General features: G+C 42.0%; 15 protein-coding genes. 11 read left to right on the forward strand and 4 right to left on the reverse strand.

What is annotated here, in order from left to right:
* Window positions 1-16: 16 nt before the first annotated feature.
* A complete protein-coding gene (gene psb28, locus PN499_RS17100) occupies window positions 17-352 on the reverse strand; it encodes a photosystem II reaction center protein Psb28 (RefSeq protein WP_007355369.1) in 336 nt (111 codons plus the stop codon).
* Window positions 353-356: 4 nt separating this feature from the next.
* Between psb28 and PN499_RS17105 the strand changes: the two genes are divergently transcribed.
* Window positions 357-575 (forward strand): hypothetical protein, encoded by a 219-nt coding sequence (locus PN499_RS17105; protein WP_272033301.1) that lies wholly within the window; start codon window positions 357-359, stop codon window positions 573-575.
* Here the strand turns inward: PN499_RS17105 and PN499_RS17110 are convergent.
* Complete coding sequence (locus PN499_RS17110) at window positions 572-2,113, reverse strand: DUF1565 domain-containing protein (protein WP_272033302.1); 1,542 nt, start codon at window positions 2,111-2,113, stop codon at window positions 572-574. The two genes, PN499_RS17105 and PN499_RS17110, sit on opposite strands and share 4 nt — an antisense overlap.
* An 891-nt stretch (window positions 2,114-3,004) precedes the next feature.
* On the opposite strand from PN499_RS17110, the gene PN499_RS17115 reads away from it, so the two are divergent.
* From PN499_RS17115 to PN499_RS17150, 8 genes are all read left to right on the forward strand, one after another.
* Complete coding sequence (locus PN499_RS17115; protein ID WP_272033303.1) at window positions 3,005-4,123, forward strand: ABC transporter ATP-binding protein; 1,119 nt, start codon at window positions 3,005-3,007, stop codon at window positions 4,121-4,123.
* 239 nt (window positions 4,124-4,362) lie between these two features.
* Window positions 4,363-5,160, forward strand: a complete 798-nt coding sequence (locus PN499_RS17120) for an ABC transporter permease (protein WP_272033304.1) — start codon at window positions 4,363-4,365, stop codon at window positions 5,158-5,160.
* Between the two features lie 113 nt (window positions 5,161-5,273).
* On the forward strand, window positions 5,274-7,067 hold the full coding sequence (locus PN499_RS17125) for a GldG family protein (RefSeq protein ID WP_272033305.1): 1,794 nt from the start codon (window positions 5,274-5,276) through the stop codon (window positions 7,065-7,067).
* Window positions 7,068-7,190: 123 nt separating this feature from the next.
* Window positions 7,191-7,850 carry a DUF4340 domain-containing protein gene (locus PN499_RS17130; protein ID WP_272033306.1) on the forward strand — a complete coding sequence of 220 codons (660 nt, stop codon included), beginning with the start codon at window positions 7,191-7,193 and terminating at the stop codon, window positions 7,848-7,850.
* Between the two features lie 174 nt (window positions 7,851-8,024).
* Complete coding sequence (locus PN499_RS17135; RefSeq protein WP_272033307.1) at window positions 8,025-9,155, forward strand: ABC transporter ATP-binding protein; 1,131 nt, start codon at window positions 8,025-8,027, stop codon at window positions 9,153-9,155.
* Between the two features lie 103 nt (window positions 9,156-9,258).
* Window positions 9,259-10,389, forward strand: a complete 1,131-nt coding sequence (locus PN499_RS17140; protein WP_272033308.1) for an ABC transporter substrate-binding protein — start codon at window positions 9,259-9,261, stop codon at window positions 10,387-10,389.
* A 237-nt stretch (window positions 10,390-10,626) separates the two neighbouring features.
* Complete coding sequence (locus tag PN499_RS17145; RefSeq protein WP_272033309.1) at window positions 10,627-11,562, forward strand: ABC transporter permease; 936 nt, start codon at window positions 10,627-10,629, stop codon at window positions 11,560-11,562.
* Window positions 11,563-11,669: 107 nt separating this feature from the next.
* Window positions 11,670-12,473: an ABC transporter permease gene (locus PN499_RS17150; protein WP_272033314.1), complete on the forward strand. Its 804-nt coding sequence runs from the start codon at window positions 11,670-11,672 to the stop codon at window positions 12,471-12,473.
* 235 nt (window positions 12,474-12,708) lie between these two features.
* On the opposite strand, the gene PN499_RS17155 is transcribed toward PN499_RS17150, so the two are convergent.
* Entirely contained in the window at window positions 12,709-13,392 is a 684-nt protein-coding gene (locus PN499_RS17155; protein ID WP_272033310.1) for a hypothetical protein, read from the reverse strand.
* Between the two features lie 126 nt (window positions 13,393-13,518).
* On the opposite strand from PN499_RS17155, the gene xseA reads away from it, so the two are divergent.
* Both xseA and xseB read left to right on the forward strand, forming a co-directional pair.
* Window positions 13,519-14,688 (forward strand): exodeoxyribonuclease VII large subunit, encoded by a 1,170-nt coding sequence (gene xseA, locus PN499_RS17160; protein WP_272033311.1) that lies wholly within the window; start codon window positions 13,519-13,521, stop codon window positions 14,686-14,688.
* Window positions 14,689-14,705: 17 nt separating this feature from the next.
* Entirely contained in the window at window positions 14,706-14,933 is a 228-nt protein-coding gene (gene xseB / locus PN499_RS17165; RefSeq protein ID WP_272033312.1) for an exodeoxyribonuclease VII small subunit, read from the forward strand.
* Here xseB and PN499_RS17170 read toward each other — a convergent pair.
* Window positions 14,930-20,407 carry a diguanylate cyclase domain-containing protein gene (locus PN499_RS17170; RefSeq protein ID WP_272033313.1) on the reverse strand — a complete coding sequence of 1,826 codons (5,478 nt, stop codon included), beginning with the start codon at window positions 20,405-20,407 and terminating at the stop codon, window positions 14,930-14,932. The genes xseB and PN499_RS17170 overlap by 4 nt on opposite strands.
* Window positions 20,408-20,781: the final 374 nt, after the last annotated feature.

Consider the following 20,781-nt stretch of genomic DNA (forward strand, 5'->3'; position numbering starts at 1 on the left):
AATTACCTCTTATTGCTTAAGCCTTGCTGAATCCTAAGCCGTGCTCTTCAGAATAGCGTTCCATGAAACGCATAAATCGATCCCAATCTTCTACAGATTTCATCAAGTATAGTGCTTCCAGAGATGCCGGCTGACCATTGATGAATTTAGCTTTAACTTCCCGCGTAGTAATTTCGCCTTCTTCGTCAATCATATACATCCCAGTAATTTCTTCTGTACTGCTGTTACTAAGAGCTTTGGGATTTTCAAAGGTAAAGGTAGCAGTACCCTGATTGCCTGTTTTAGAACGAGTGAGGCGCACATCTGGGATTACATCTTCGTCAATACCCCTGGAAAATTGGATTTTAGCCATAATTTTGCGATCGAACCTTAAAGATTGCTTAAATTGTCATTGTTTTAATCATAAAACGACGCGGGTATCTGTACACGGAAGAGATGGGAGAGGGGGATGGGGAAGATGGGGAGATGGGGGAGATGAGGAGGATGGGGGAGATGGGGAGGATGGGGAAGATAGGGAAGATGAGGCGGATTTAGCTATCCTATCTCCCCTGCTCCCCCGCTCCTCTAGTTCTTAGACGATATAAGGAGAATTAATCGCATCGGCGCGACCTATGGCTACTAAGGCTTGATAGATTAGAGCGCAGATTTCAGCACGGTTAATTTCCCGCATGGGTGAGAGTTGATTGCGGTTGGGGTAGTTGACTACAATCTTACGTTCAGTTGCCGTTGCTACTTCGTCAATGGCGTAGCTGGGAATTTGAGCGCGATCGCCATATACACTCACAGCATTTAGATTCCCACCTGTTAACTGTAAGCCATTTACCAAAGACACGATCGCCTCAGTACGAGTTAAATTTTGATTTGGTCGGAATGTCCCATCTGGAAATCCCGCCACAAATCCTCCTTTATTTGCCTTATCGATCGCTTCCTTACCCCAAAAATCTGCCGCCACATCCTTAAAAGTCGTACCAGCACGTCTGGGAGTCAGTTCAAATGCCTTAGCTAACAAAGCTGCATATTGAGCGCGAGTTAAACTATCGTTAGGCTTAAACGTCCCGCCAGGAAAACCACTGACAATACCTTTGGCTGCCAATCGTTCAATAAACTCTTTTCCCCAATGTCCGCTAATATCGCTAAACTGTCCACCCCCAGGCGTTGGGGTTGGAGTTGGAGTTGGGGTTGGAGTTGGAGTTGGAGTTGGAGTTGGAGTTGGAGTTGGAGTTGGAGTTGGTGTTGGCGTGGGAGTAGCTGTACCGCTAAACTCCACTAAACCCTTAACCCGCGTTGCAGTTAGCTGGTTTCCTACAGAAAGGATCTTAAAGGAAGTAGCATTTTGTAAGTCAAACTGACCATTATCTTGCCAGATATTACCGCCAGCATCTTGACCAGTGCCGATATCTGGCAGTGATTTAACTGTCACCGTCAGACCGTCTTGTATATTTTTCTCAATCCGATTTTTACGCAAAATCGGTCGCGAATCGCCAGAAAGGACAATTCCTGAGCGATTTTCCAAAATTTGGTTCTCCGCAATTAGAGGTGCTGCATTATCTTGGATGGCAATACCGTAACCTGTGTTTTGAAACTTGTTGCGGCGAATTTCCCCTTTAGCGCTACCTGCCATTGCCAAACCGTTACCGACATTCTCGGTAAACACGCTGTCGAAAATTGCTGGCTTGGCGCTACCAGTGGCAAATACGCCTTCTCGCTTGGATTTGGAGAGAGTGCAGTTAGCGACTGTGGCGGCTACTGATTCTATCCAAACTCCTGTACCTCTAGTATCGCCATTGGTGACAGTTGCACCGCGCAGTTCCGCACCTTCTGCCAGCAAGACTGTAACGTTTTGACCCGCTGCGGTGGGACTGACAAATTTGCCGCTACCTTGAATCAGAACGGTGCTGCCTTTGTTGGTTTCGCTGCCTATGACTTTCACTCCCGCAGGAATTTGTAAGGGGAAGGCTTCGCCGGAAGCAGCGCTGTAAGTGCCGGCTGCTAGCTGAATTATGGTTCCCGATGGAGCTTGCTGTAGAGCGCGGCTGATGGTTTTAAATGGAGCCGATTGGCTGCCGGAGGCTGAATCGCTGCCTGTACCCGGATTGACGTAAAGTGTTGCCATAATTTTGTTTGCTAGAGATTTTTCTTAAGGCTACGTGCAATCTGAATCTTTTGCAGCCGCTAAGGGTATTACTTGCACGTTGCCTCATTAGTACAGTTTCACTTTGACTTTGAGGTGAACCGGATTAAGCTCAATTTTAATCCTGGAAGTGCTGTTCTAGTTTATTGGACACAATGTTTGCGATCGCCTCAAAAATTTTTCTTCCAGAATTTACTCAAATCTATATACATATAAATGGTATTTTGTCAATTACGCTTTACAAATGCTTAACACTTCGATGCAAAAATATATTTTTTTAAGTTGATAGAAAAATTTTTTACCTTTGTGAAGCTTGGGTACAGAACGGCAAATATAGATTCCAGGCTATTTTTTACAATTTGTCAAACGTCGCCAAGATTATGAAAATCATACCATAACCCTCAAATGGCGTAAAGTGGTAAAATAAATGAGAATAGTGTCAATAAACTGGTAATTGTAAAGGTCATGTTTACAAGCAAATGTTTTAATATTTAAAATTGTATGCTCAAATAAATTAATTTAATTTATCTAAAATGTCAAAATTACCCTTAGCTTTAGCTAATACGAGAGAATTCCAGAAAGAGATAAAGCACCGCTAAGGTGATGACTACGTTCTTAATTGCTGAAACCGTTGTTGTGATGGCATTTTCTTTACTGCCCTTCTAGATAATTAAATCCTTCTACCTTTTACTTTCTGACTTCTGCCTTAGCCTGTACCTTATGTCTTGAGCCTTTTGCGGCGACGAGTTGTAAGTTGTGATACATTGAGTTGTTGCATAGCTGCGATCGCAGTAGCTAAAAATCTTTTTCTGTCTGGTTTTTGACTCTCCTGTTCGCAAATCCAATACCCAAATGAGTTCTAAGTTCTGACCAATGATTGAAGTAGAACACTTAAGCAAGAATTACGGTTCCACAAGCGCGATCGCGGATGTCTCCTTTAAAGTGGAACCGGGAGAAATTATGGGATTTTTGGGGCCCAATGGTGCCGGCAAAACCACAACAATGCGGATTTTATCGGGTTATTTACCCGCTTCTGGAGGTACGGCCCGGATCGCAGGTTACGATGTCCATGAAAACTTAATGGCAGTACGGCAAAAAATTGGCTATTTGCCGGAAACTCCACCGCTATATCCAGATATGACGGTTGAAGGTTTTTTGTACTTTGTTTCCCGAATTAAATTAGTGCCGGCTGGCGATCGCACTCGTCAAGTAGAATCGGCAATGCAGCGTACCAGTTTAGTAGACAAACGCAAAGTTTTAATCCGCAAACTTTCTAAAGGATTTAGACAGCGAGTTGGCATTGCACAGGCGATCGTTCACGATCCACCAGTGATTATTTTAGACGAACCTACTGTTGGTTTAGACCCCCGACAAATCATCGAAGTTAGGAATTTAATTAAAAGCCTTGCAGGTCAGCATACTATTATTTTGTCTACCCATATTTTGCCTGAAGTTAGCATGACTTGCAGCCGCGTAACAATCGTCAATCGCGGTCAAGTTGTCGCGACGGGTAGTCCTGATAACTTGATGGGACAGTTTCAAGAAGGCTACGAATTGGAAGTTGAGGGGGATACGGAGTCTTTTGAGAGGTTAGTACCAAATCTGGAAAATGTGGCGGGTGTGCGATCGCTAGAATTGATGTCAATGGTAGAGTCAGAAAATCGCCGCCGAGTCCGAGTAGCCTGTGAATCAGCAACGGAACCAGGCCGAGAAATTGCCGCTGCGATCGTCTCTTCGGGCTTGGGGTTGTATGAAATGCGCCGCACTCGCGCTACTCTGGAAGATGTGTTTTTAGAGTTGACAAGAGCCGAAAAGAAAGAGCAGCCTTTAGTGGAACCCGAAAGGGAAGAGGAAGCGATCGATGAGATAAAGGGAGTAGAGGAAGAACAGGAACAGGAACAGCAAGGGGAAGCGATCGCACAAAAGGAAGAAGAATCAGAGGTAATAACTGAAACTCAAGAGGAAGAAACTTTAAAAAACAATGAACAGTAAAATTTCTCCACCTTAGAATTTGAACACTGAATTGAGATGATTGCACGGATTTCATAAATTCAACTTTCTTGCCAACTACCAATTACCAATCACCCATTACCAATTATGAACACGGATTTTACCGATTACACGGATTACACGGATTAGTTAGAGGCACGATCGTTTAGTCTGTGAAATCAGAGGAATCTGTAAAATATGTGTATCCCAATTACCAATTACCAATTACCAGTTACCAAAAAATGTTGATAACAATTAGCAATATTATAGCCATCTACCGGAAAGAATTACAGAGTTATTTTGCCTCACCATTAGCTTATGGGATCGCCGCCATCTTCTGGTTCGTGACAGGATTATTTTTAGTCGCAATTCTCCTATCACCAGATGGTTTAATTCCACAAGTTGCCAGACTAGATCAACAAGGAATTAGCGAAACGATAGACGTTCCCTACGAATTTTTACAAGCCTTCTTAGGGCTGATGGGTTCAATATCCCTATTCATCCTACCCATGCTATCAATGGGACTGTACGCAGAAGAACGCAAACGGGGTACATTAGAATTATTAGCAACATCACCCCTCACAAACTGGGCAGTTGCCGTCGGCAAACTGCTAGGAGTATTGACGTTTTACATCACAATGCTCATACCATTAATTGCCTGCGAACTCATCGCCCTTAGTGCATCAAGTCCTCCTCTACCTCCAGCAGTATTTTTATTAGGACACGCCGGATTAATCTTGTTAGCAGCATCAGTTTTATCACTAGGAATGTTTATTTCTTCTCTCACAGAAAGTACAATTTTATCTGCTATACTCACCTTCGCTTTAGTGCTATTCCTGTGGATAATTAAAGTAGCGTCTAGCAGTATCAGCGGCCCTGTAGGGAAAGCAATAGGTCATCTTTCTCTGCTAACACATTACACTAATCTTGTCAAGGGAATAGTTGATACAAGCAGTCTAGCAATGTTTGCTACATACATTTTTTTAGGAGTATTTTTAACCGCTCAATTTATTGATGTCTTGCGTTTCCAACGCTCTTGATTTATTAATAGAAATTACCATCGTTGTAGCGCCCCCCTCTGAGCGATACGATTGTTAAATTACTTCTTTCCTCTTCCCTCTTCCTTCTTCCTTCTTCCTTCTTCCTTCTACTTATGAAAATCGTTAAAAAGAATTGGAAATACATCTTTTTGCTAGGCCCAGCCTTAATCGTCGCCGGCATCACAGCAGGTTTCATCGCGGGTAGTTGGCAACCAATACCTTTAGGAATTATTATCACCGGATTCGTGATAATAGGGTTGTGGTTGCTTTATGCTGCTTATCAACAAAACTTTTGGGGACGGCGATCTACTCAAGTCAGTAGCAACGCGATCGCAGCTACCCTCTCTATATTACTAATTCTCGCCCTCATAAATTTTCTGGCCGCACGCTATGCCACTCGTTTAGATGTAACTGAAAGCCAACAATTCACCTTAGCACCCCAGACGCAGCAAGTGTTAAGAAATTTGCCGCAACCTGTGAAACTTTGGGTGTTTGATCCTACCCAAAACCCCAGAGTGAGAGAATTTTTAGAGAATTATCAAAAAGAATCCAGAGGCAAGTTTACTTTTGAGTTTGTTGACCCGCTAACGGAACCAGGAAAAGCTCAAGAATACGCTATTAATGGCCTTGGAGAATATCAATTAGAATCTGGTTCTAAGCGGCTATTGATTCAAAAAGGTGTAGTAGTTGGCTTTAACCCCACTCAGATACCGACAGAGGCGAAGCTAACAAATGGCTTAGAAGAGATTTTGAGTACGCGATCGCCAAAAGTTTATTTCCTTCAAGGTAACGGCGAACGAGCAATACAGGAAGGTCAAGGAGGGCTATTTGAAGCTGAAAAATCCCTTAAAGACAAAAATTATACCACAGCAGTCATCAACCTGAAAGAAAGCATAAATGTCCCCCAAGATGCCGATGCTGTCATAGTTGCGGGCCCACAAAAGGCATTTTCCGAGGAGGAAGTTCAAGCATTAACTACTTATCTCGATCGCGGCGGTAGTTTGATGCTAATGCTAGACCTCACCCCTAATAATGCAAGCACAGGATTAGATAGTTTGCTGAAAGATTGGGGCGTTACCTTAGACAAAAGTCTAGCCATAGATCCTTCCGGCGACGGTCAAAGATATGGTCTGGGTGCGACTGTTCCCCTAGCAAAGCGTTACGGCGACCATCCTATTACTCAAAGTTTCGGTAGTGCTACTTCATTTTATCCCCTTGCCCGTCCCTTAGAGACAACCACGGTGACTGGAATTGACCAAAAGCCACTCGTTTGGACAAGCGATCAAAGTTGGGCTGAAAGTGATTTGAGTAACAGCAGATTGGAGTTCGATCCGAAGAGCGATCGGCAAGGGCCGTTATTATTAGGTGTAGCTTTAACTCGTTCTGCGGCTACAACTACCCAAGCAACGCCGACACCATCACCAACAAGTTCTCCTACTACATCACCAACGAGTTCTCCAACGATTTCTCCAACTACATCACCAGAAGCATCACCAACGAGTTCTCCTACTACATCGCCAGAAGCATCGCCAACAAGTTCTCCAACAAGTTCTCCAACAAGTTCTCCAACGATTTCTCCAACAAGTTCTCCTACTGCTTCTTCGCCTTCCCCTTCCCCTTCCCCTTCGCCTTCTTCCGCCAAAGAATCTCGTATGGTTGTGTTAGGAAATTCTCAATTTGCTACGAATGGCTGGTTTGAACAACAGCTTAATGGAGATGTGTTTATTAACTCAGTTAGCTGGTTAAGTAAGCCAGATCAGAAAATACTTTCTATCAGCCCTAAAAAAGTGACAAATCGCCGCATTAATATGAGTCTTGTACAAGCAGCAGGATTAGTTATTGCATGGCTAGTTTGGCCCCTAATTGGATTAGCAATTGCCGCGTTTTTATGGTGGCGGCGGCGGTAGGGAGATGGGGGAGATGGGGAAGATGGGGGAGATGGGGGAGATAGGTAATTAGCAATTAGCAATTAGCAATTAGCGATTACCAATTATTAATTACCAATTACCAATTACCAATTACCAATTAACATGAAATTCAAGAATAATACTTTAGCATTGATAGTCATAGCTTTGGGCTTGACTGGGTTCGTTTACTTCTATGAAATTAAAGGAAAACCTGAGAGAGAAGCGGCTAAGGCGAAACAAGAACAAATCTTTGATTTCAAAACTGACCAGGTAAAATCTTTTACCTTGACAGTTAAAGAAAAAGTATTGACAATTGAGCGAAATAATGATACAAAAAATGGAAAAAGTAAATGGCAAATAAAAGTACCAGTTCAACAAGCAGCAAATCAAGCGTCCGTAGACTTCTTGCTGGATAGACTGACGACAGGAAAGAGCGATCGCACCTTCAGTATCCCCACCGCGACGATCTCAGAATTTGGACTCGACCAACCCCAAGCTAAAATTGAGGTTAAGTTAGACAACCAACAGACTCATCATTTAATCTTAGGTAAACCCGAATTCAGCAATCGTTTTCTCTACGCTCAAGTCGATCCGCAATCACCGCCACCTCAAAATTTATCTGTTATCCTAGTGCCGATAGACTTTAAAACAGCCAGCGATCGCCCATTATCAGAATGGCAAGAGCAAAACAAACAGGAGGCTCCAAATCCGACCCCAAATCCGACCCCAAATCCGACCCCCATTCAAACCCCAACTCAGACCCCAACTCCCAAGGATAACTAATCTTGCTCGTCAGAGCTTTATGCACCGCCCCTGCGGAGTGTTAAGAAAATCAAAATCGGAGGTGAAGGAAAACTCTTTACAGTTATTTATCCTTACCGACCTCCCCTAAAATACAGAAAAGTTTAAACTAAATTGTATTGAACCAGCGTGCATTACCGTCAGGAAAAGCCACTTATGTTTCAGACTGCACTCAACCAAGGTACAACAGTAGCGGAAACTGGATTCGACGTTGAACTCCGCAAAGTGTTCAAAGTGTTTAACGGCGAGACAGCAGTGCGAGGAGTTGACCTCGATATCCGTCAGGGAGAGTTTTTCAGTATTCTGGGGCCTTCCGGCTGCGGTAAAACTACGACGCTGCGCTTAATGGCTGGATTTGAGACTCCTTCGGCTGGGGACGTAATGATTCGGGGTCAGTCGATGACTAATACTCCACCCTACCGCCGCCCAGTAAATACGGTGTTTCAAAGTTATGCTCTATTTGGCCACATGAGCGTCTGGGAAAATATTGCTTTTGGGTTGCGGATTAAGCGACAGGGAAAAGCTGAGGTTGAGGAAGGGGTGCGAGAAGCCTTGAGGCTGGTGAAAATGGAATCTTTTGCTAACCGCTTCCCCGCTCAACTTTCAGGAGGTCAGCAGCAGCGGGTAGCTTTGGCAAGGGCCCTTGTCAATCGCCCAGCGGTGTTGTTGTTAGATGAACCACTAGGAGCCCTAGATTTGAAGTTGCGAAAGCAGATGCAGGTAGAGTTGTCTAATTTACATCAAGACTTGGGCTTAACTTTTGTGATGGTAACGCATGACCAGGAAGAGGCAATGAGCCTTTCCGATCGCATCGCAGTGATGCACGAGGGTCGGATCGAACAAATTGGTTCTCCAGAGGAAATTTACGAGTGTCCTCAGACGGCCTTTGTGGCAGATTTTATCGGGGATACGAATTTATTTCCGGGGAGAGTAGAAGCAAGCGATCGCTCAACTCTGACTATTCGGACTAAGAGTAACCTGAAAATAGTCGTGCAGCAATCCGATATGTGGAGTGGGGGGACGGGAGAATCAGCAGTGGTAAGCGTGCGCCCTGAGAAAGTATATCTAAATCTTTATCAGCCTGATGTCTCGGTAAATTGCTTTGAGGGGCGGCTGAAACACACAATGTATATGGGGACTCACGTTCACTACGTAGTCGAGTTGGTTTCTGGCGATCGCATCACAGTCCGTCAACCAAATACAGGCGGCTCGTTTCCCGATGCTCACACACCCATCTATGCTTATTGGGGAACCACCGATTGCCTTGCTTTAAGCGATCAAAGGTAATCACCACAGTTAACAATTAACAGTTAACAGTTAACAATTACCAGTTAACAGTTAACAGTTAACAGTTAACAGTTAACAGTTAACAATTACCAATTTTCAATCTGTGCCTCCGACTAATTTACCGACTTATAGGCTCAACAGCACACGCCCAACTCGGCGCAAATTCCTACAAACATCGGCAGCAGCCTTGTCAGGATTGACCCTTTCTAGCTGCGGCTGGCGGCTAGCAGACGTGCAATCTGCTCCCATTAGTAAAGGTGCTTCTGACAAACTCTATATCTATACTTGGGAAGGCTACACAGATAAGGCTTTACTAGATCGCTTTACAGAAAAAACAGGTATCCAAGTCATTGCAGATGTATTCGACTCCAACGAAGCCATGTTGGCTCGAATTCAGGCCGGTGGTGGTAGCGCATACAGTATTATTTACCCTTCTGATTACATGGTGCTCCTAATGAGCGAATTGGGTTTACTGATTGAACTCGATCATTCACTTTTAGGAGGCTTGGATCGGCTCATAAAGCAATTCCAAAGTCCTGTTTACGATCCCGGAAATCGCTATAGCGTACCCTTAGCATGGGGTACTACTGGGTTGATTTACAACACCGAAAAAATTAAGTATCCTATCGAAGATTGGGACGATCTCTGGAAAAATCAGAAAGCATTATCTAAGCGCATGACGCTGTTAAACGATTTGCGAGAAGTGATGGGAGCTGCGCTGCGGATGCTAGGCTACTCTTTAAATACAACGAATCCTAATGAAATTAGAGAAGCCTATGAAAGATTATCCGAACTAAAACCAGACCTAGCTTCTTTTACTACAGATGCTTGGCGACCTCAAGTGCTAGTTGGAGATCTAATGGTAGCAATGTGTTACTCATCAGATGCTAATGAGGTAATTCCAGAAAATACTAATTTGCAGTATGTCGTACCTAGAAGTGGTTCTTCATTGTGGACTGACACCCTAGTAATTCCAAAATTTGCTCCCAATCCTGAAGCAGCTTATAAATGGATAAACTTTATGCTGCAAGGAGATGTAGCTGCGTCTTTAGTAGATAGACTGAGTTTTTCTACTCCTTCGGAGGAGGCTTTTAATTTGTTAGAGCCTGAAGTCCGCGAAAACAAAATTTTGTTTCCCCCAGAGGAGCTTTTAGCAAAGTGTCAAGGTATCGCTCCTGTGGGGGACGTTACTGCGGTTTATGACCGATATTGGACTAAACTTACAAGTGAATAGTTAGTGGTTAGTTGTTAGTTGTTGGTGGTTAGTGGTTAGTGATTAATTGTCATAGCGTCATAGCCGTTATATCCGTTAAATCTCCTACAAAATTCATTGCCAAATTGCTAATTATTAGTGTTAACTTAACTTAGTTAATAGTCTTTCCCAACTAACAACTAACAACTAACAACTAACAATTACCAATTACCAATTACCAATTACCAATTACCAATTACCAATTACCAATTACCAATTATGGCTGTCTCTACTAAAAATTCTCCGCAATCTACTTCTGGATTTAAAACTATTGCTGGTCAAATTTGGTCAAAGTTAATCGGGCCTTTCACATTGCTGGGGCCTTCTGGCTTATGGTTAGCTCTATTGCTGGTACTACCAACTCTAGTGATTTTAGAATTAAGTTTAGTACCCAATATTAAGCCGGGAGATTTGGTAAATCCTTCTGGCATTGAAAACTATTGCCGCGTTTTTGGCTTTGACAAATGCCAGTTGTCTAGATTCTCTTGGACTAACTTAAGAGTAATCGGTAGATCTTTGTCTTTCGCAAGTGGTACAACTTTCTTCTGTTTGCTATTAGGATTTCCAGTTGCTTACTGGATTGCCCTTAATGTCTCAAAGCGGTGGCGAAATTTAATTTTGCTGGGCTTTGTACTACCGCTGTGGACTTCTTCTCTGCTACGATCTTATGCTTGGATTACCATACTGCGACCTACGGGTGTACTCAATACGGTGCTAACGGGGTTAGGGCTCCCCCCTGTCGAGTTGCTCAATAGCAGTCCCGCTGTTTTAATTGGTATGACCTATAGCTATTTACCCTATATCGTTACAATTCTCTACGCTTCTCTGGAAAAGCTAGATCGGCGGTTGCTGGAAGCATCTGCGGATTTGGGGGCGAATCCTGTAGAAACTTTCTGGAAAGTGACTGTACCGCAAACTATGCCTGGAATTGCGGCTGGTTCTTTGCTAGTATTTATCAGCAGTTTGGGAGATTTTGTCGATCCAGAATTGTTGGGGGGCGCTTCCAGCATGACTTCGGCTAGATTGATTTACAATCAGTTTTTGGGAGCAACTCAAAATTGGGGACTGGGCTCTGCTATGAGTATGGTGTTAATTTTTGCTGTGAGTATCGCGATCGCGCTTTTGCTGAAGTACGGCGATCGCAAAGCAATCTAAATCAGTTAACTGTTAACTGTTAACTGTTAACTGTTAACTGTTAACTATTACAAAAATCACTTGATGGAGAAGCTGTGAGCAATCAAGAGGAGGAATTACCATTAGATATGTTGCATCCCAAACCTAAATTTCGGGTTTCTTGGCAGGTTGTATTTGCAGCTTTGATGTTTTTCTATATGTACCTGCCCATCTTCGTGCTGAGTTTTTATAGTTTTAATAAGTCTCCATTTAGTGCTGGTTGGAAAGGATTTACGTTAAATTGGTACGTCAAGTTATTTAACGATGCGAGGATTTTAGGCGCACTACAAAATAGCTTAATTGTGGCTTTTTGTGCTGTGGGAATTTCGGCAGTTTTCGGTACTTTAATGGCCGTAGGCTTGGCTCGTTACAAGTTTCCTGGTAAGAGTTTGTATCAAGGCGTTTCCTATTTGCCGCTGATTATTCCCGATATCGCGATCGCAGTTGCTACTCTGGTATTTTTAGCAGCAGTAGCTATTCCTCTGAGTTTATGGACAATTGTAGCAGCTCATATAGTATTTTGTCTAGCTTATGTTGGTCTAGTTGTCTCCACTAGGTTAGCAGACCTTAACCCCTATTTAGAAGAAGCTGCTCTCGATTTAGGAGCAACTCCGGTGGAAGCTTTTATAAAGGTTTTGTTGCCGCAATTAATGCCGGGGATTGTATCTGGATGCTTGCTCTCTTTTGTACTCAGTATGGATGACTTTTTGATTGCCAGTTTCACGGCAGGAAGCGGTTCAACAACTCTACCCCTAGAAATTTTTAGCCGGATTCGGACTGGGGTTAAACCTGATATTAATGCTCTGAGTGTAATCTTAATGCTAGTATCAGGAGGGATGGCTGTGTTTGCGGAATTTCTGCGGATGCGAAGCGAACAGAAACGAGCCAAGTAAAACAATGTATGTATGGTAATGCTATCATCCTGGCGCGGTTTCTTGACCGCGCCTGTTGGCTGCTACTGTGAAGGTATCTAAGCCCTAATAATATAGCAACCTTCTTGGCAGTTAAGACGTTCTGAGTTCCACCAAACTCGTTAATTCTATTCCCTTCTTCCTCTTCTTTCCCTTCTTTCCCTAGCCCTGAGCATCGGAGCATCGTAGCCCCTAGCCGCCGAAAGCGGTTGCTATATTAAACATGAGATAGAGATGGTACTAATTGCTGATGTACCCACTTCTCGGTACGATTTAAAATCTCGGTACTTTTTTTGATAGTGAGACAGACTTCTAGACTCAATTTCAAGGTATCGGGTGAAGGAGATAAACTTCTTAGGGGTGCTATTTCGGTGGGAGAACAGCCTAGCATTTCCATATAAGCTAGTGTCCAACCTATAGCTGCAATCTCATCGATATTGCCTACACCTCTGCACAGGTAACAGTTTAATTCCTGTCCGCCGCATTCTGGACAAAGCCAATCTTTTATCGGCGAATGAGACTGGTTTTCACTCAATCCCGATCCTATTCTTAGCGCTTTAATATGATTTTTAACAACTTGTTCAAAAGCTAGATCTTGCTTGCCGATCGCCGGGGATTTAATATTACTTAGCGGAGGTGAATTAAGCGCTTTTGGTGTAGAATCTGTTTGTATTATTTCATCAGGAAGAGATTCATATTCGTTGGCTATTGCTTCAATATCATCATTCAGTTCAATTGGTGATAGTGAGGGTGTTTGTTGAGGAGAAAGTGCGTTTTGCTGATGGTGTTCGATTGCTAGCGTCCAAGTTCTTTTATGTCGAAGATCGCCATATTTTTTTGCTTCTGCCTCGGTAATGCCGATGGTAGCCGCCTGTTGGCGTAGCATAGTCAGTGAAATCATTTGATTTTCGGTTAGATTAATCAACAACTTGAGTTTTGTACATTATAAATAGTAGCCTATAATTAGAATATTGCTATTGATACCGATCTTACCAGTTAGATAGTAATGATTAAATTTTCCCGATCCATGACTTCACTTATTCCCGATCGCCTCATTCCTGATACGGCTTTGTCTGTCGCTGGAGTTACTTCTTACATTCAAGCATTGTTGGAAGATGACAGCTATCTGCGCCTCGTTTGGGTAACGGGGGAGGTATCGAGTGTCTCAGAATACCGCAGTGGCTTATTTTTTACTCTCTGCGATCGCGACAATCCGGTTGTGATTCGCTGCGTGACGTGGAACTCTCAGCGGGAAAAGTTGGTACAATTGCCGGTCAAAGGGGAACAGTTGATAGTTTTAGGAAGCATCCGCGTTTATAAAGCGCGGGGAGAATATCAATTGAATGTTTGGCAAGCGCTACCGGCGGGGGAAGGGTTGCAAGCTCTGCGTTATCAGCAGTTGCGATCGCGCCTCGATGCTGAGGGTTTGTTCGATCCTACCAGAAAGCGATCGCTTCCAATACATCCTCAAACTGTGGCTGTTGTTACTTCACCAACTGCTGCTGCTTGGGGAGATATTCAACGTACTCTCACTCAGCGATATCCCGGTTTGCGGGTATTATTATCACCTGCTTTGGTGCAGGGAGAATTAGCGCCAGCTTCTATTGCCACAGCAATTGAAAGAGTAGAATTAGATGGTCGTGCTGATGTAATCATCTTAGCACGGGGTGGTGGCGCTGTGGAAGATTTGGCTTGTTTTAATGACGAACGGGTGGTACGCGCGATCGCGAATTGTTCTATCCCCACGATTACAGGTATTGGTCACGAAAGAGATGAATCTTTAGCGGACTTAGTTGCCGATAAAACTGCTCACACTCCCACCGCCGCTGCTGAAAAAGTTGTGCCAGATATTGCTAATTTATATATTCAACATCGCCAAAGAGTGCGAACATTAATAGAAGCTGTAGAGCAGCGTTTATACAAATCAGAAGCACAATGTCAAGGATTAAAGCATCGATTAAAACGTCTGCCTTCTACATCGCGAAGTTTACAACAGGCAACTGTAGAGTGTCAAATGTTACGAGAAAAGTTAGCAGCACTTGACCCTCAAGCTGTGTTACAAAGAGGTTATGCGATGGTAAGACAAAATGATGGAAGTCTGACTCGCTCGACTGAGGGGTTAGCTCCGGGAGAAGAATTAACTATTAAGTTGAATCGCGGTATGCTTAAAGTCAAGATTGTAGAGATAAGTAGATAGAATATTAGTAAACGCAGATGATTGATTTTTCACAACGCCAGTCTGACTGGAAATATGAAACGACAGTGGCTCAGGTTGAAGAAATTATTAATCGAGTTGAATCAGGAGAACTCCCTTTAGAGGAAGTTTTTGAGGAATTCGCAATGGCTGTGGAATATTTACAGCAGTGCGAAACTTTTTTGGTTGAGGGTAAAGAGCAAATGAATTTATTAATTGAAACTTTAAACGATGAACCTGGATTTTAAGATTTGAAAGTTTGCGGACAGTGTTGAGGGTGAATAACAACGATCGCGCGATCGCGTCCCTGGTTTTTGGCTAGATACAAGGCCCGATCTGCGTTGGCAATTAAATCCTCTAATCTCATATCTAAGCTGGGAATTAAACTGGTAACACCCAAACTCAAAGTCAGGTAGGGACTTACCTCTGACTTGGAGTGGGGAATGGCGATCGCTGCGATCGCCATTCGTATAGATTCTGCCACGATTAACGCCCCTTCTGCATTTGTATTCGGCAAAATCGCCACAAACTCCTCACCACCGTAACGAGCAACTAAATCTGTAGGACGTTTTGGAATTTTAGCGATCGCCTGCGCCACTTGGATCAAACAATCATCTCCGCGCTGGTGTCCGTAGCAATCGTTGTAGCGTTTAAAATAGTCAATATCCATGAGAATCAGTGCTAAAGGTTGCTGTTCTCGTAGATGTCGTTGCCACTCTCTAGCCAGATAGTAATCGAAGCGGCGGCGATTCGCAACCTGGGTCAATCCGTCTAAATTTACTAAGCGCGATAATTCCTGATTAGCACGTTGGAGTTCGACGGTGCGATCGGCAACTTGTTGTTCTAGCGTTCGATTGTAATCAGTTAAAATTTTTTCCACTTGCTTGCGATCGCTAATATCTCGAAAACACCAAATTCTGCCATAGTAAGCTCCAGTTTCAGAAATTACAGGTGCAGAATACCGTTCCAAAACTCGTCCGTCTCTGAAAATCAAATCAGTCTTTTGTGTCTCATGGGGATGAGCATATAAATACTCAACTGTAGAAATAAATTCTTCTGGATTAGACAATTGTTCAATCACAAAATTCAACATCGCTCCATCGTCGCCAGTTTCTATAATTTCATCGGGAATACCCCACACTTCCGTGAATCGGCGATTATAACTCACAATTTTACGGTTTTCATCAACGATCAAAATGCCATCCAATTCGGCCTCTTGCTGGGCCATCACAATAGAATTCATCCGCTGTAATGCCTGAGACTTCTCTTTTTCTTGATTATAAAGTTGGGCATTGGTAATGGCGATTGCGGCTTGACCTGATAACAATTGTAATAGTTCGATGCGATTAGTAGTAAATGCTCCAGTTGTGATGTTATTTTCTAGATAAACAATCCCAACGAGTTTACCCTGATTGAGCAACGGATAGCAGAGAATAGACAAAGGTTTAACTAATTGAATATAAGCATCATAAACAAAATTACCAGACTTGGCGGCATTGTCAAGCAGGACACAATTATGAGTGCGAGCCACATAATTGAGAATTGACTCCGGTAAAGTACGATCGATCTTTTTTGTGAGTGATTCAGTTGTTGGCTGAGCACCACTACAAGTAGCGCTCGAAAATATTCCTACTCTTTCTGATACTGTGGGCGTATATAATAGCAGACAGCCGGACTGTGCCCCCGCATTTTCCAGCAGAATTTTCATCAAAGTCTGTAGCAGATTTTCTAAGACAATTTCGCTAGCGATCGCTTGAGAGGATTTCATCACAGTTGTGAGATCTATAGCGGCATCACTACTGCTAATACTATCTCTATCTAAATTATAAGTATGAACCTTCTTTTGCCTCTCTCCTACTTCACGTCCTAGTGAGTGAAACAATAGAACATACTCAGCATCCAGTTGTTTGATCTTAGCAGTTGCACCCCAGCGCAGATAACTGTAGCGGGCTTCCACCATATAGGTGCGGGCAATTATTTCTTTGCCCCATTGCAGATAAAACTGAGCAGCAAGTTCATTGGCAAGAGCTTCGTCTTGGAGGAATTGGTTTTCCTTAGCTATCGCAATGGCGCGATCGTACATTTCAATCGCATCAGCTTTATTACCCAAAACTCGATGCTTTTCTGCCTCAACTAAATACCATTTATGCTGATGATTCATGGGCGCACTCTCTATCCATCGCTTAAGCTTTTCCTGATTGTTAGCTACTTTTTCTAAATACTTTTTCTGTTCGCGATCGCTAATAGATGAATACAATTTCAGATAGATCAGAGAACTGTAGAAGTAAAATAGCGTTATTACGAACATCCCGATCATACTATCAGCATAATATTCTACTAATTCCGCATAATCTGCGGCTTGCTGATATTGTCCGAATAGGTAGCAAAGCACAGTTTTATTGTAGTAGAGATGGTAGATAACAGTACGATTATTAAACTGCTGAAGTATTGGTAACATTAGGATTTCATTATAGGCTTCTCCCACTAACTGACAGGGATCGACTGAATTACCGAGCAAGTTCAACACGGTTTGTTGATAAATTTCGTGGTAATTAAGAGATGATTCCTGTTTAAGCTGCAATATATTATGTCGATATATTTGCATTTCTGCGGCAACCTCTGGCAGTTCATTACCTGCAAAGTAGGAGTATACACAATAGGTTGCAGCGTTTAATGCACTACACTCTAAGTCTCCTGTTTCTAAACCTATTTGATAAGCATCTTGGAACGAAGCTAATTGGCTTCTAAGAGACTTTTTCCAATGTCTAATATAGGTATAAAACACATAACAAGTGCGGGATCTATAAGCTTTGGCATCAAAGAGATCTAGCATATTTAAAGCCAGTTTCCCAAATTGATAGCCCCTCTCCAAATCACCTACAATTCCGCAAAGTATTAATCCATAATCGGCATAAGAAAATGCAGAAACTGCACAATTACCCTCGGCAATCAACAACTCAATTTGTTTAATAATCAGTAACGGCAACAACATTGGAGCTGCTTGATAGGCAGATGAAACCATTTGGGTTAAGATTCGCATCGTAACTAGCGTGACTGGATTAGTCATCACTGGTGCATCCAATAAACTAGGAATAGAACGCTCTTGCCATAACTGTAAGCTTTGCAGCAAAGCTTGCTCAATATCCGCAGTTGTTGGCTGGGCTGGAAACTCTATTCCTAATAGCTGAAGTAATTGCAGGCCAATTTCAATCGGTTTCATTAATTGACTTTGGGCTTTTGCCCCCAGCATCTTAATTTCGTAAACTCTAATTTTTTCAATTAAGCTATCAGTATGAGATAGTACGCTTGCTACTAACTCATCCATCTGCTCATAATTAGTGCTGAAATAAGCAGCTTCTGCGGCTTCTTCATAGACAGTTCTAGTTACGTCAGGCTGAAACTGCCAGCTATTTTCTGGTAAAAGTTCAAGGGCGATTTCTAAATACTGAATCGCTGCTCCATAAGCTGTTGAATTTTTAGCCTTGCGAGCTGCCGCCAAATTCAATTGCACCAGTTGCTCTCGTTCTTTTGCTTGAATAATTAAGCTGCGTCCCATGTTCAATTGGTTAACAATTGCAAAAATATTTTCTTCCCTTTCTGCTTCTGAGGCTTTCCTAAGTAGGAGTCTACCAATTTTTAAATGATTTCCTTGTTTTTGGTTATCGGGAATCAAGGAATAGGCAGCTTGCTGAATACGATCGTGAAGAAATTGATAATTTTCAATTAATAGTTGATCGTTGAAACCTGATAAAGATAAAACTAATCCTGACTCAACTGCCGTCAGTAAATCAGTAAAAATTTCTTGCGGATATTTTTCCTCAATAATTGATAAAGTATTTAAGTCAAAGTGGGCACCTACACAAGCAGCTAACTGTAAAATACATTGTGTTTTGGGCGGCAACTTCTTGAGCTTGCCAATCATTAATTTTACTACATTATCCGTGATGTTTTGCGCTTCAATTTGTGCTTGATTCCATTGCCATTTTTGTTCGCTATAAGCAAAGCTAATTAAATCATCTGCATATAAAAAATTTACAAATTGGTTCACAAAGAAAGGATTGCCCCCTGTTTTATTTAAAACTAACTCAGCTAGCGACTTAACTCTAGCCGTGTTGGTTTTCAAGGTATCAGCTATCAGTTGGCTAATTTCTTCTATCCCTAAGTTGGTTAAGGTAATTTGATTGATTATTACCTCAGCTTTTCTTAACTCATCTAGCATAATCGCCAAGGGATGACTGAGACTGATTTCGTTATCTCGATAAGCACCAATCGTAAATAAATATTGCAAATTTATATCTGTAACCATTAGCTTTATTAAGTTCAAAGTTGCCCCATCAGCCCATTGCAGATCGTCTAGAAAAATTACTAAAGGATGCTCTTTAGTACAACAAGTACGAATAAAATTTTGAAAAACTAAATTAAAACGATTTTGTGATTCAGTTGGCCCTAATGGGGGTACAGGTGACTGCTTACCAATGATTAATTCTACTTCAGGAATGACATCAATTATGACTTGACCATTTACCCCTAACACAGCTAAAAATTTTTCTTGCCATCGGTCAATTTCTGCTGGAGTTTCTCTTAATAACTGCTGGATTAATCCTTTGAAAGCACTAACCATAGCTGAGTAGGGAATATTACGCTGAAATTGGTCAAATTTTCCTGAGATAAAATAACCGCGTTTTTCGGTGATGGGTTTATAAATTTCTTGAACAAGTGCTGATTTGCCGATGCCAGAATATCCCGTTATCAGCATTAATTCGCTTTGCTTCGTTACTCGTTCAAAAGCAGCGATCAATGCCTGAATTTCTGACTCTCTTCCATATAGTTTTTGCGGAATTTGAAACTTATCCGAAATATCTTGACTACCGAGGGGAAATTTATTTATATTTCCCTTTGATTGTAATTGACTCAAACAAGTTTCTAAATCTGCTGTTAATCCCCAGGCACTTTGATAGCGATCTTCAGCATTTTTTGCCATTAACTTCATCACAATATCTGAGATTATGGGGGGGATTGATGGGTTAATTTTTTGCGGCAATATGGGGGATTTAGCAATATGACAATGGATTAATTCTAAATCATCTTCAGTTTGAAAAGGCAGTTTTTGGGTTAACATTTCATAAAATGTTATTCCCAGGGAGTAAAAGTCACTACGATAGTCTAAGCTTCGGTTCATGCGCCCGGTTTGTTCCGGTGAAATATAGGCTAAAGTTCCTTCTAATAAGTTTGGGTTTTTGAGGATAGGATTTTCTCTAGTTAAGCGGGTCGAAATACCAAAATCAATAACTTTTAGTTGTTTTGTTACTAAGCAATAAACTAGATTGGAGGGATTAATATCCTTGTGGATGATATGAGCCGCGTGAATTTGTCCTAAACTGGTAGCAATTTTAATCGCTATTGACAGAAACTCGGATAAACTAAATTGATGGTGTTGCATCAATATTTTTAAAGACTCGCCCCCAAAATCTTCTAAAATAATGACTAAGGTATTGTGATATTTTTCTAAACTGTAGGCTTTAATTACACCCTCTAGGTTAAGACTACAGGTCAGTTTATATTCTTGTTTATAGCGGGTGAGTTCATTGGGTGTAGGATAGTTTTGTTTAAGAACTTTGAGAATTACCTGAAGACTATCAATCTGACGAATGGCGCGATAAACTTCTGAGTTAGCGCTTTCATAGATTTTGGTCAGAATTTGATAGTCAGACAGCCGCCTCATGTTTTATATTTTTTCAATACGTATTATTATAATTCTACCACTCTAATTTTTTAAATAGTCGGAGTGAATAAAAATATCCGTTTGTAGGAACCTAATAAGTATTCAGTCCCAATATTTAATTCCTTGAGAATTATAGTTAGTTGCTGCATGAACTCATACCAAATCCGGGTTAACTACTCCCTCAATTCTGCCAACAAAGAAATTTACTGGCGATCGCACGCCTTACAAAGGTAATATTCTAATCTGGGGGGGTGACAGAGAGGCCTAAGAAATAGACCCAATCAGGATTCCAGCCCGTATACCCTGCTGGTAAAAACGACGTTTATTGGGAGTTATCTTCATTAATTCTTGAACGAGTTCAGAATGTTGTTCGA

The organism is Kamptonema animale CS-326 (assembly GCF_028330895.1).
Classification (GTDB): Bacteria; Cyanobacteriota; Cyanobacteriia; order Cyanobacteriales; family Microcoleaceae; genus Kamptonema; species Kamptonema formosum.